At 52.6% G+C, this 12,229-nt stretch carries 13 protein-coding genes; all 13 read right to left on the bottom strand.

Annotated elements, in window-relative coordinates; translation table 11 throughout:
• Positions 1 to 3 precede the first annotated feature (3 nt).
• Positions 4 to 1,830, bottom strand: a complete 1,827-nt coding sequence (gene dnaG, locus C4S74_RS01320; protein ID WP_103993570.1) for a DNA primase — start codon at positions 1,828 to 1,830, stop codon at positions 4 to 6.
• A gap of 61 nt (positions 1,831 to 1,891) precedes the next feature.
• Positions 1,892 to 2,335 carry a YaiI/YqxD family protein gene (locus C4S74_RS01315; protein WP_103993569.1) on the bottom strand — a complete coding sequence of 148 codons (444 nt, stop codon included), beginning with the start codon at positions 2,333 to 2,335 and terminating at the stop codon, positions 1,892 to 1,894.
• A 109-nt stretch (positions 2,336 to 2,444) separates the two neighbouring features.
• Positions 2,445 to 3,266, bottom strand: coding sequence for a pyruvate, water dikinase regulatory protein (locus C4S74_RS01310; RefSeq protein WP_103993568.1), 822 nt, complete (start codon positions 3,264 to 3,266; stop codon positions 2,445 to 2,447).
• Positions 3,267 to 3,493: 227 nt separating this feature from the next.
• Positions 3,494 to 4,240 carry a DNA repair protein RecO gene (gene recO / locus C4S74_RS01305; RefSeq protein ID WP_103993567.1) on the bottom strand — a complete coding sequence of 249 codons (747 nt, stop codon included), beginning with the start codon at positions 4,238 to 4,240 and terminating at the stop codon, positions 3,494 to 3,496.
• Positions 4,241 to 4,289: 49 nt separating this feature from the next.
• Complete coding sequence (locus C4S74_RS01300; protein WP_103993566.1) at positions 4,290 to 4,436, bottom strand: YqzL family protein; 147 nt, start codon at positions 4,434 to 4,436, stop codon at positions 4,290 to 4,292.
• Positions 4,437 to 4,546: 110 nt separating this feature from the next.
• Entirely contained in the window at positions 4,547 to 5,446 is a 900-nt protein-coding gene (gene era, locus C4S74_RS01295; protein WP_103993565.1) for a GTPase Era, read from the bottom strand.
• Positions 5,447 to 5,463: 17 nt separating this feature from the next.
• On the bottom strand, positions 5,464 to 5,868 hold the full coding sequence (locus C4S74_RS01290; protein ID WP_103993564.1) for a cytidine deaminase: 405 nt from the start codon (positions 5,866 to 5,868) through the stop codon (positions 5,464 to 5,466).
• Positions 5,869 to 5,929: 61 nt separating this feature from the next.
• On the bottom strand, positions 5,930 to 6,631 hold the full coding sequence (locus C4S74_RS01285; RefSeq protein ID WP_103993563.1) for a diacylglycerol kinase family protein: 702 nt from the start codon (positions 6,629 to 6,631) through the stop codon (positions 5,930 to 5,932).
• Positions 6,628 to 7,158 carry an rRNA maturation RNase YbeY gene (ybeY, locus tag C4S74_RS01280; RefSeq protein ID WP_103993562.1) on the bottom strand — a complete coding sequence of 177 codons (531 nt, stop codon included), beginning with the start codon at positions 7,156 to 7,158 and terminating at the stop codon, positions 6,628 to 6,630. Before ybeY ends, C4S74_RS01285 begins: the two co-directional genes overlap by 4 nt.
• A 33-nt stretch (positions 7,159 to 7,191) precedes the next feature.
• Complete coding sequence (locus C4S74_RS01275) at positions 7,192 to 9,408, bottom strand: HD family phosphohydrolase (protein WP_103993561.1); 2,217 nt, start codon at positions 9,406 to 9,408, stop codon at positions 7,192 to 7,194.
• Positions 9,409 to 9,450: 42 nt separating this feature from the next.
• Entirely contained in the window at positions 9,451 to 10,422 is a 972-nt protein-coding gene (locus tag C4S74_RS01270) for a PhoH family protein (RefSeq protein WP_042230044.1), read from the bottom strand.
• A gap of 6 nt (positions 10,423 to 10,428) precedes the next feature.
• Positions 10,429 to 11,619: a sporulation protein YqfD gene (gene yqfD / locus C4S74_RS01265; RefSeq protein ID WP_103993560.1), complete on the bottom strand. Its 1,191-nt coding sequence runs from the start codon at positions 11,617 to 11,619 to the stop codon at positions 10,429 to 10,431.
• 25 nt (positions 11,620 to 11,644) lie between these two features.
• Entirely contained in the window at positions 11,645 to 11,923 is a 279-nt protein-coding gene (yqfC, locus tag C4S74_RS01260; RefSeq protein WP_042230050.1) for a sporulation protein YqfC, read from the bottom strand.
• Positions 11,924 to 12,229: the final 306 nt, after the last annotated feature.

Below are 12,229 nucleotides of genomic sequence, written 5' to 3'. Positions count from 1 at the left end.
GCGTTACGAAAGTTTAAGCTGTTTCTCTAGGGCAATAATTTCACTAAGAATTTGCGCAGCCCGCAAAGGATCTCCTGAGCGTTCCGCGCGGATCATTTCTTCTTTTTTTCTCGATATTTCCTGCTGCTTCGGATATTTTTTGATTTCTTTGATGTAGTCGTCGATGACGACTTCGTTCACACCGTGGTGCGCTCCCATCATTGCGATGGAACTCGCCAGATTTTCCAGTTTGTCGTCCTGAATCATTGCCATGTAACGGCTCACGCTCGGTGTGGAGTTTTGGGCATAAAAAGCATATAAATAAGCCGCCAGAACGGCATGAGCATCCACGTTAAATTCGTCGCCTAACCGTTCTTCTACGTAGGCGGTGACATCCCGATCGTGCATCATGACGGCTAGAAGCTGCCGTTCCGCGTTATGATAAGCCGGATAAAGCGGCGCTTTTGGCGTTTCTTTCCTATTATGCCTACCATTATTCCACGGAACGTCGATATTATCCCTGAGTGTCCGGTTTTTTTCCGATTTCATCCGGAGGTTGGCCAGATCTTGTTTGAGCGACTCGTAAGAGGTCTCAAACTCACTGGAGAGCTGTTTCAAATAATGCTCTCGTTCGATCGAGCTCAAGTCCGCAATCATCTTCAAAGCCGTTTGCTGGTAGCGTATCCGATCGCCTTCCTCCTGCAAACGGAAATGCCGGCGAATGTAGTGCAGCCTGTATTTGATCGAGGGTACGGCGTAATCAATGATCTCCCGTACAAATCTCTCGGAGCCGTATGCGGTAATGTATTCATCCGGATCTTTGGCATCCGGAAGCATGGCTACTTTCACTTCGCAGCCTGCCTGTTCAAGCAGGGGGATTGCCTTGTAAGCCGCATTCTGTCCGGCCGAATCTCCGTCGTAACAGATCACGACCCGTCCGGCGTTGCGCCGGATCAGTTCCGCATGCTCGGGGGTCAGCGCGGTACCCATCGTACCGACACCGTTTCTCACCCCGGCTTCCCAAGCTTTTACCACATCCATATAGCCTTCAAACAATACCATGGTATTCGTTTTCCGGATTTGCGGACGTGCCTGGTGAAAATTATACAGCACACGGCTTTTGTTGAAGAGCATCGTTTCAGGACTGTTCAAGTACTTAGGCTGCACATCCCCGAGTGCCCGGCCACCGAAGGCAATAACTTTGCCCTGCGCGTCCCAGATCGGGAAAATCACTCTGTCCCTGAACTTGTCGATATAACCGTCTCCCTCGGAACGGGCCGATACAAGCCCTCCCCGTTCCATCAGCGGAAGATCGTAGCCCGCCTTCTGAAGCTGCTGTACAAGCGTATCCCACATGGCGGGAGCATATCCGATCTGAAAAGCGTCGATCAATTTATCCGACATCTGCCGGTTGCGCACATAATCGAGTGCGTTTTTGCCTTGATCGGTATTCATTAGAATATAACAGTACAGTTTGGCCGCTTTCTCATTGGCCTCCAGCATTTTGGACCGGTCCTTCTGCTGCGGATTGTCCGCGGATAAAGACTCTTCCCAAGTAACGGGAATATCCGCTTCCTCCGCCAGATGCCGGACGGCTTCAGCAAACGTGTAGCCTTCGATTTCCCGGAGAAACTGGAACATGTTGCCCCCCGCTCCGCATCCGAAGCAGTGATAAATCTGTTTCTCGGGCGTAACCGTAAACGAAGGCGATTTTTCCGAGTGAAACGGACAAAGCCCCTTCAGGTAGTGGCCCTGTTTGGTCAAATGGACGTACTTTCCTATCACATCGGCAATGTCATGACGCTGCAGAACAGCTTCGATCACTTCATCCGGAATGCGTCCGTAACCCATTTCCCCCACCTTCAATCCTTATAAAAAAGCTTCTTGTGCGGTAAACAACTATACGTATTCGCTAAACAGGCCTATTCTCCTGCAAACGAAGTAAAACTTTTGTCAAACCGTGTAGAAAAAATTCGCGGTCCTCGTCCGTGAAGGGCTTCGGTCCTTTGGAATGCTTGCCTCCACGGCGCAGCTTGCCTTGTGTATGACGCCGGTCAAGAAGAAAATCAATCGTCCGGTCGGTGTATTCCTGCCCGCGGTTCGAGAGGCACACCGCCCCTTTGCCCAAACCGATGGCGGCCAGACCGAAATCCTGCGTAACCAGGATATCTCCGCGCCGGATATGATTGGCGATAAACAAATCGACGGACTGGTCCGAACGGTCGACTTGGATCACCTCGATCCCTTCCTGCTCCTTCAGCCGGTGGTCGAACGAAGCCACCATCAGCACGTGGACCGAATATTGTGCGGCCGCCCGGATGATCTCGGGCTTAACCGGGCACGCATCCGCATCCACAACAATTTGAAAGGATGAATGTTGGATGAATAAAGCCCCCGATACCTGCTAATAGTCCTGCTGTACTAGTATATACGCTCATCACGCGAAAAATCCTGCATGATCAGGATTAATGAGGATTACGCCGGATTTGTTCGAGAACCAGGCTGGCCGTTTCTTCGACGGCACGGTTGGATACGTCGATGACGTGGCATCCGATCCTGGAAAGCACGGTTCCCGCGAACTCCAGCTCTTGTTTAATACGTTCCGTTTTGGCATAAGTTGCATTGGACGCGAGTCCGAGAGTGCGCAGCCTTTCCCGGCGGATCGCGTTGAGCTTATCCGGGTCTATGAGCAGGCCGATCACCTTGTTTTTGGGCACTTTGAAAAGAACGTCGGGCGGCTGCATTTCCGGTACGAGGGGAACGTTGGCGACTTTGTATTTTTTGTGCGCCAGATACATGGAAAGCGGAGTTTTCGATGTTCGTGACACGCCGACGAGAACGATATCCGCCTTGACGATCCCGCTGAAATCGCGACCGTCGTCGTATTTGACTGCGAATTCGATGGCCTCCATCTTTTTAAAATAATCTTCATCCAGAGGATGGTTGCCGCCCGGCTGATGACGGGCCTTGCGGTTAAACGCTTTTTCGAAAGTCTGAATGAGCGGTCCCAGCAGATCGACGTAAGCGAATCCGGCTTGTTCCGCTTTCTGGGTCAAATAATCGCGAAGCTCGGGAATGACCAGGGTAAAGGCGATGATCCCCTGCTGACGGGCGACTTTGGCGAGCAGGCGGTCGATCTCCTCCGTATCATGCACGAAAGGAACCCGTTCGATCACAATCGGGGCAGGGTAAAACTGAAGCGCGACGGCATTGACGACCGATTCTCCCGTCTCTCCGATCGCATCCGATACCACGTACACGATAACCGGATTGTTTGAAGGATTCATAAATGTTGTTCCTCCCTGTACCTTTTCGGGAATATCTAAGCGGAAACGAAGACAAAAGGACCGTGGTAGCTTCGAAAATCAAAGCGGCCGCACGTAAGACCCTAAGGTCCCAGGCGGTTTATCACCACGGCAACAAATGTTGTACTCTGTTCTTCCATTATCCGTACCAGTACTGCTTCCAATCACTTACTATAAGGAACCCGCTTACATTTGTCAAACGTGACGGGTTAAATATTGTACTTATCCATCTGATCCAAAAAGCTTCTGGCTTTCCAGCGGACATCCACGTGGGCATCCATATACAGCCTCATGCTGTGCTTCAGCTGGGATTTGGTAGAAGGCTTTACGTTAACATTGCCGATCCGGGCAAGATCAACCTGCTGCAGCAGCCGCATAAGCTTCAGCGTGCTTTCCGTCACGGCGGCCGCATAAGGATCGAGATGCTTGCAGCGGCTGCACATTGCGCCTCCCGCGGCAGCGCTGAAAGCGGAAAGTTCCTCCGTCCGCCCGCACGAGGCGCATTTATCGAGAATAGGCGTATACCCGGCGGCCGCAAGCATCTTGAGCTCGAAAACGTGCGCGACGATCTGCATGTCCTTCTCCTGCTCGATGGCCATGAGTCCCGCTTCCAATTGATCGAACAAGAATAAACTGCGATCCTCCTCTCCCAGCATCCGGTCAACCATTTCAACCAGGTAAGAGGCGTACGCAGATTTATAAAGATCTTCTCTCAATTTGTGATGGGGCTCTATGATCTCCCCGTGATTCAACGTTCCGAGCTTTCCCTGTCTATAAAAAACGTAGTCCCCGTACGTGAACAACTGGGTGACGGCGCCGAGCCGGCTTTTCACCTTCTTCACTCCGCGCGCGATCACCCCCACTTTGCCCAGTTCACGGGTATAAATCGTAATGATTTTGTTCCCTTCCCCGTAATCGACGCTACGGAGAACAATCCCTTGCACCCGGTGCAGCATCTCTCATGCGCTTCCTTTCCGGAAACGCCGGATCAGTCTCCAGGCGTTCTCAGGCTTCAAACGAATGCACGGCCTCCTGCTCTTGCTCCATCAGCTCTTCTCCTGCAAGTTCGGGATCAGACGCCAAATCTTTGTACAGCAGGTAAGCGTCCACTTCCCCCGTCGACCAAAAATAGTGCCAGGTAAAATCTCTCACTCTGGATCATCCTCTCCGTAAGATGTTCGTGTTGATGATTACCCTTAGGATGTACCCGTTGAAGCAGACTATGTCAGGCAATTAATGGAACGGTGGGGAAAGCCCCGCGGTTACTCGTTTCGGAAGCCCAGGTCCCGCAGTACGCGTTCCTGATTGCGCCAGTCCTTTTTGACTTTTACCCACAATTCGAGAAACGTTTTGGAGCCGAGCAGCGCTTCGATATCATGTCTTGCCTGCTTGCCGATTTCTTTCAGCAGCGAGCCTTGCTTGCCGATAATAATGCCTTTCTGCGAATCGCGCTCTACGTAAATAACGGCTGAAATATGAACCACCCCGTTTTTTTCAACCTTCATATCCTCGATCGCTACCGCGATGGAGTGAGGAATTTCTTCCCTTGTCATATGAAGGATTTTCTCGCGGACAAGCTCCGCGCAAACGAACTGTTCGGGATGATCGGTGATTTGATCCGCGGGATAGTACTGCGGACCTTCCGGCAAATATTTTACAACCTGCTCCAGCATCGTATTTACGTTGTTGCCGAGCAGAGCCGAGACCGGAACGATTTCCGCGAATTCGTACAAATCTTTATAGGTTGTAATGATCGGGAACAATTGTTCCGGATGCACCTGATCGATTTTGTTCAAAACGAGAATGACCGGCGTTTTAACGTTCTTCAGCTGTTCGATGATATAGCGGTCTCCGCCGCCGATTCCTTCCGATACGTCGGCAAGAAAAAGAATGGCATCCACTTCGCCTAAAGTGCTGTGCGCGACTTTCATCATATAATCGCCCAGCTTGGATGACGGTTTATGAATACCCGGCGTGTCCAGGAAAACAATCTGAGAATTGTCGGTCGTATAAACGCCGTGAATTTTGTTGCGCGTGGTCTGCGGCTTATCGGACATAATCGCGATCTTCTGCCCGATAACCTGGTTCATCAGGGTGGATTTCCCTACGTTCGGCCGTCCGATAATCGAAACGAATCCGGATTTGAATTTTTCTTTGTTCATGCTGTAATTAGTTCCTCCTAAGACTGCAAATCTTTTGACGTAAATGCTCCGGGCAGCAGTTCACCCGTGGTCGTTATCGTATAGTCACCGTTTAAGTTACCTAAAATAACGGGCATGTCCGGTCCGCAAAGTTCGATCAGAACCTGCCTGCATACCCCGCATGGTGAAATCGGACCTTCCGTATCGCCGATAACCGCCATCGATTGGAAGGAGCCCGGTTTGTGCCCGTCGGCGACGGCACGGAAAACCGCGGTGCGTTCGGCGCAGTTCGTCGGCCCGTAAGCCGCATTTTCGATATTGCAGCCGTGATGGACGTGACCGTCTTGATCCAGCAGAGCGGCTCCCACCCCGAAATGCGAGTAGGGGATATACGCTTTCAGGCGTGCCTGCCGCGCATGTTCCAGCAGTTCTTCCGGTTTCATAAGGCATCTCTTCCTTTCGGTTTACCCTCAAAAAAAGTATTCATACAGGCTGGCCAAGCATCTACCCCCAGCCTCTCCAGAGCCAGGCCAGAAGAGTGACGGCGACCCCGATAACGGAACCGAGCAGCAGGGACGGCAGCGCCCGGTGCTTCCGCTCGGCCAGAACCATCAGGGCAAGCGCGGCAAGCGTGCCGGAGAGCAGCGTCACGATCGTCTGGCCGGCGATCACGGCGATCAGCGTCGCAAGAGCCGTCAGAACCGCCGAAAGCAGGCTGGGCCGGACCAACTTGCCGCGGTCGCTGAACCTTGTCTCGATTACGATCGTGACAAGAGCGACGAGCGCGATAAGCGTCCAGATCATGCCCGGCATGTTCGCGGATGCCGCCTCCTGCGCCTTGCGGAGCATACGGTCCACAGGGCCGTAAAACACCACCATGCCGACGACGACCGCGAAGAGGGCAGCCACGAGAACGGCCCCGGCCGCCGTGTCCTTCGCGATTTTCGCCAGCGGGTGCAGATCGGGCATCGCCAGATCCACTGCCTTTTCCACCGCCGTGTTAATGAGTTCGGTCATGATGACAAGAACGACTGCCAGCAGCAGGAAAAGAACGTCCCAGTGCGGCAGTCCCAAAATTACGGCGGCCAGAAATACAAGAAAGGCAACAACGAAATGAAATTTCATGTTGCGCTGAGTATCAAAAGCATATTTAATTCCTTCATATGCGAAGCGGAAGCCCCGCAAAAAACGCTGAAAGGAACTCAACGGGTAAGCCCCGCTTTCTGCAGGATCTTTTCCTGCTTCGCGAACATCTCCCGTTCGGCCTCCTCGTTGTCGTGATCGTATCCGATCAGATGCAGGAAGCCGTGAACGAATAAAAATCCGAGCTCCCGCTCCACGGAATGGCCGTATTCTTCGGCCTGCGCAGCGGCCCGCGGAACCGAGATGACGATGTCGCCGAGCGGCTCCTCAAAGCCTTCTTCTTCGTCGGCGCCGGCATCGTCCCCGGCCGTATCTTCATCCGGCTCTTCCTCGCCGTAGAGAATAGCGGGCTCGTCCTCTCCCTGCTCCAGCATCGCAAAAGACAGTACGTCCGTAGGACGGTCGATGTTCCGGTACGTACGATTCAGCTCGTGAATCGTCTCGTCGTCTACAAACGTCAGGGCGACTTCCCCGTCCTCGACGCCTTCCTCTTCCCCCGCAAGCTTCAGCAGTTCTTCCAGCTTCTCGGCGAATTTGGGAGAGATCGGCAGGATGTCCTGCTCATCGTTCCAGGCTAAAATCAGGGCCACGTTTAATTCCTCCTAGATGTATAGGTCATATGGTTATTTCGCTTTGGCGGGAAGCTCGCTCGGATATTCGATCCGGGAGTGAAAAATGCCCAGCAGAGATTCGTTCAGCGTCTTCGCGATGGTGTCCAGCTCTTTCAGCGTCAGATCGCAATCGTTAAATTGGCCGTCATCCAGACGGGATTTGATGATTTTGCGGACCATCGTATCGATCTGCTCTATGGTCGGATTGCGCAGGGACCGGACCGCCGCTTCCACGCAATCGGCAATTCCGACAACCGCCGTTTCCTTGCACTGCGCTTTGGGTCCTTCGTAACGGAAATCTTCCTCGCGCACTTCACGGCCTTCTTCCTCGGCCAGCTTCCTCGCTTTGTGATAAAAGAACGTGAGCAGCGTCGTTCCGTGGTGCTGCTCCGCGATATCGCGGATCGGCTTCGGAATGTTATATTCTCTCAGCATCTCTACCCCGTCGCGGGCATGGGCGGTAATAATGCTTTTGCTCAGCGCGGGATCGATCCGGTCGTGCGGATTTTCGATATTCGTCTGATTTTCGATAAAATAGCTCGGCCGCTTCGTTTTTCCGATGTCATGGTAGTAAGAACCGACCCGGCACAGCAGACCGTCCGCTCCGATGGATTCGGCCGCGGATTCCGCGAGATTGCCAACCATAATGCTGTGGTGGTACGTCCCGGGTGTCTCCGTCAGCAGCTTGCGAAGCAGCGGATGGTTCGGATTCGAAAGCTCCACGAGCTTGAGCGGGGATAAGATCCCGAACGCCGTCTCGAAAAAGGGCAGGAGCCCGATTACAAACACGGCGGTCAAAATACCGCTGGCCGCTGAAAAAGACAGCGAATAAAGCATATCCTGGCGGGTCAAGTTATCGAGAAGCATCACCGAAACGATCGTAATCATTCCGATAAACGAGATAAGAATGCCCGCTTTCAGAATGGACGAGCGCTGGCTGGCCTTCTGGATAACGAAAACCGAAGCGAAACACGTAACAAGTGTAACGAGCCCGTACCGGTAATCGAAAAGCTGAGTCCCGTGCATGTTGAAAATAATGCTGGACATAATGCTGAACAGGACGCTGGCGATAAAAGCGAGCTGGGAATTCAGCAGGATCGTGATCAGCATGCTGCCCACAGCCGCCGGAGCCAGATATCCGATGAACGGATATTCCGGATTTTGCCCAAGCGCCACCACTTTCATGCCGATCATGTTGATCGCGATAATAAGCACGAACATCAGAAGCTGAGAGTTGTTCGTCCTAATCGGAAGCGTACTCTGCCGCACGAACAGATAGATCATCGCAACGAACAGCAGCACAAGCAGCACGAGGCCGAAGTGCGGCCAATAGTTCGCTTTCTCTTTAAGGAGTTCGGCCGCTTTCAAGCGTTTATAAATTTCATCGGTAATGACATCGCCTTCGCTGACGATAATATCCCCTTGATTGATGTAAACGGGTTTGACGTTCTCGCGGACTTCGCCTCTCGCATCGTCCGTCGCTTTCTGATCCAAAAATTTGTTCGGCGTAATAACGACCCGGGCAATCTCCTGAACGAGTTCGCGCAGCGTATTTTTGGACAGATCGGATGAATTGACAAGCTCCGCCACTTTCGCGCGGGCCGTTTGGGCGTCCGAGATTTGGTCATTCATCAGCTTGGAAACAATTTCCCGGGTAATGGGGGCCATCGCAGCTACATCTTCCTTGGTTAAACGCGGAAATTTGTAGTAGATTTCTTCCGGAATCCGGTACTTCTGGTCGCTGACTTTCGAATTGATTTCGTCGGTTAGCGCTTCGTTGCCGAAATTGCTTTCGGCTATCGTACGGATCGCCATCTTCTCCGTATCCGCAATAATAGCCGGAATCACGGTCCGATAGACGCTTACCTTATCTTCGAACTTTACGTCGGGATCCGCATTGATCTGCAGAATCCGGTCGTAAATCGCATCGATCATGGTTTCGTTCCGCAAATTGGCGATCTTATAGACAGGCTGCAGTTTCTTGGCCGCATCTTCCTTCGCCTTCTCGGTCGCCACCGAGTTTTCAATCTGAAAAGGGGCGTAAATGTTCTTTTCCGCAACCGCGCCCAGTTTGATGTCGAACGTCTGGGGAATCAGCCTGGAAAACAACGCGACATAGAAAATGAGCATAAGTGCGAAAAGCAGAAGCAAGCGAACCGGAAAACTCGTTTTCCAGCCGCTTAGCTTCGTATTGGCTTGCCTGTCTTGTACGGCAATTTCTTTTTTCATGATGGAAGGTCATCCCTCTCTTGCCTCTTCGTTCCCCGTAACTCAACCCGATATTAGCGAGTCCTCATTATAAGCGACGATGATTCTTTGAACTAAGGAATGACGGACGACATCCTGCTCCGCAAAAGTAATGAACCCGATTTCTTCAATGCCGTTCAGAATGCGCTGCGCCTCGATCAGGCCCGAAGTTTTGCCGCGGGGAAGGTCGATCTGCGTCACGTCACCCGTTACAACCATTTTGGAACCGAATCCGAGACGGGTCAGAAACATTTTCATTTGTTCCGGGGTCGTATTCTGCGCTTCATCCAAAATGATGAAAGAATCGTCGAGCGTACGGCCGCGCATATAGGCGAGCGGAGCGATCTCGATAAGCCCCCGCTCCAGCGATTTCACGACCTGCTCGGGCCCCAGAACATCGTTAAGAGCATCATACAACGGACGTAAATAGGGGTCAACCTTTTCCTGGAGGTCTCCCGGCAGGAAGCCCAGGCTTTCTCCCGCTTCCACCGCGGGCCGGGTCAGCACGATCCGCTTGACCTTGCCTTCCTTCAAAGCCGTAACGGCAAGAACAACCGCCAAGTACGTTTTTCCCGTACCTGCCGGTCCGATTCCAAACACGATGTCTTTCTTCTGTATGGTGGAGACGTACTGTTTTTGTCCGATCGTTTTAACGCGGATGGGCTTTCCTTTGTGGGTAGTCGTAATCTCCCCTTTGAAAAGCTCCAGCAGTTGATCCGCTTTCATTTGCTTGGCAAGCTCGACGGCATACAGCACATCGCGTTCCGAAAGCGGATACTGGTTGCGGACCAGCTCCAGCAGTACCTCGAATAAATGTTCCAGCTTGCGGACTTCCTCCGCATCTCCCTGAATCGTAAGCTCCGCGTCCCGGGTAAAAATACGCGCGTTCGTTTCCTGCTCGATCAGATGCAGAAAGCGGTCCTGCGGACCGAATACGGCCTGCGCTACCGAAGTATCTGCAAGTGCTACTTTAATAGTTTTAGCGTTTTCTCCCAAAAGGCCTCATTCTCCTTGCTGTACGATAGGTTGCTCTTCCATGATAAATTCTTCCACTTCAAAATGCACTTCCATATAAACTTTACCATTCTCTGATTTTTCATGCAAAATTTTTTCGGTTACGATGCGCGCATCCTTCCCCGCTTCGCTTATAAGATCGGCCCGGGCCCGCTCCAAACCTACGGCTTTCGCTTCGGCGGGGTCCAGTTTCCGCTCGACCGTTTCCGAGGCCATCAGCTTCTCGCTGAGCCAGCTCACCGGCAGCTTAAAAGAACGCCACTGGAGCGTTTTCTGTTCCGGAATCGTCTGATAATGCTCGAACGGAAGCTTCCCGTAGCCGCTTACCTGGACTCCTTTGGAGCCGAACACGATATAATTCCGCGTTTTCGAATCACCCGTATACGTCTCGTACGTCTGGGTCATCGGCACCTCGATTTTCGAGGTGTACCAGACCATACCTTTCACATATCCGTCCGCTACGACAATTTTCTGATTCGCCTCATCGCCGAGCGTACCCGAAATAAGCACGTCCCCTTTGCGGACATAGGCATTGGGCTGGACAAGCGGACGGCCTCTTTTCGCCTGGATCTCCGTCACGACGGCGTGTTTGGACGCCACAAGATTACGGGGGCTGACGAGCGGTTTTTCTTCCGGCTTGTCCGCTTCGACGATTTTGATCGTCACCTGAGTTCCCTTAATCTCCACTCCGACCCAAGATGTGCCGGGCAGATGAGTCTGCAGGCCGAACGAAAGCTTTTCGGAGTCGCCCATCCGGTATTTCCATTGATGAAGATACAAACCTTCTTTACGGGCCGCATCCAGAATAGCCTGGGTCCCGATTTTCACGTTGCCTTCCACTTTGATCGACCATACGAAAGAAGACAAAATGAACAGGGAAGCGATAAAAACAACGCCGCCGGCCAAAAAAGTTTTACGCTTGGCCACTTTCCGGACTGCGAAAGGGAGCCCTTCGCGCTTCAACGGGTGCATGCGGCAGCCTGTCTCTTTCAAGAGCGGCCGGAGACGCAGCGCATCCCGGCAAGGCAGGCAGAGCTCGACCAGCCTGTCTCCCGACACCCGTATGTCCCATAACGAAAACCCTTTGGAAAGTGCACGGTTGATAAACTCTGCCGCCCTCTCGCCCTTCACTTCGATCTTCACATATCCCTGTATCCACTTTAACACCGCCGATTGCATGCCGAAACTCCCCTTTCCGGACCCGTTATGGCATATATCTGATATCCGCGATAATTCCTTCGATAAGCACTTCTTCCGTTAAAATGGCGCGGATCACCAATTCCTTACCGCTTACCTCAAGCTTCCCCCGTGTAAGCTGCAGCCGCAGCATCTCACTGGAAAAATGCAAAACGCCGCAGTGATTCTCCACGTAAAGCTGGACGTTGCCGATCATCGTGATCCGGGGAATATCTTGTACGACATCCTGCGGAAGGTCGAGCATATTAGCAGTCATTTGCTTCCACTTTTGCGTGAGCCGGCGCATTCTCTCTCGTCCCTCCCAGCCTTTGCCCCATGCTTTCAGCACGCAGGCGAAATTCAGGCGCTTCTTGTTTCAGACGCTGCTTTTTCCAATCTATGCAGGCCGAACCGGGTTTATGAGCGGAGATTCGTCCCTGTCAAAGCGGAGCGGCGGAGTTATTGCGTAGCGGAGATTCAATAAAAGGGGGCCCAAAAGCGACCACAAGCGCAGGACGCTCCCAAATGCCTCCGGGAGGCGCCGACCCTTGCCGTGAGTATAATATTGGAAAAGCCCGCAAAACGCCTCTGCAGGCATTCTACGGGCTTTGCG

The sequence above is a fragment of the Paenibacillus sp. UNC499MF genome, assembly GCF_900107975.1.
Taxonomy (GTDB): domain Bacteria; phylum Bacillota; class Bacilli; order Paenibacillales; family NBRC-103111; genus Paenibacillus_F.
Note: the sequence above shows the minus strand (reverse complement) of the source record. Positions and strands in the feature narration are given on the sequence as shown.

What these genes read in the sequence shown, in the direction of transcription:
- dnaG (WP_103993570.1), bottom strand. Translation starts at nt 1,830, where the DNA reads ATGGGTTACGGACGCATTCCGGATGAAGTGATCGAAGCTGTTCTGCAG.
- recO (WP_103993567.1), bottom strand. Translation starts at nt 4,240, where the DNA reads ATGCTGCACCGGGTGCAAGGGATTGTTCTCCGTAGCGTCGATTACGGG.
- era (WP_103993565.1), bottom strand. Translation starts at nt 5,446, where the DNA reads ATGAACAAAGAAAAATTCAAATCCGGATTCGTTTCGATTATCGGACGG.
- yqfC (WP_042230050.1), bottom strand. Translation starts at nt 11,923, where the DNA reads ATGCGCCGGCTCACGCAAAAGTGGAAGCAAATGACTGCTAATATGCTC.
- C4S74_RS01290 (WP_103993564.1), bottom strand. Translation starts at nt 5,868, where the DNA reads ATGAAACCGGAAGAACTGCTGGAACATGCGCGGCAGGCACGCCTGAAA.
- C4S74_RS01275 (WP_103993561.1), bottom strand. Translation starts at nt 9,408, where the DNA reads ATGAAAAAAGAAATTGCCGTACAAGACAGGCAAGCCAATACGAAGCTA.
- C4S74_RS01310 (WP_103993568.1), bottom strand. Translation starts at nt 3,266, where the DNA reads ATGAATCCTTCAAACAATCCGGTTATCGTGTACGTGGTATCGGATGCG.
- yqfD (WP_103993560.1), bottom strand. Translation starts at nt 11,619, where the DNA reads ATGCAATCGGCGGTGTTAAAGTGGATACAGGGATATGTGAAGATCGAA.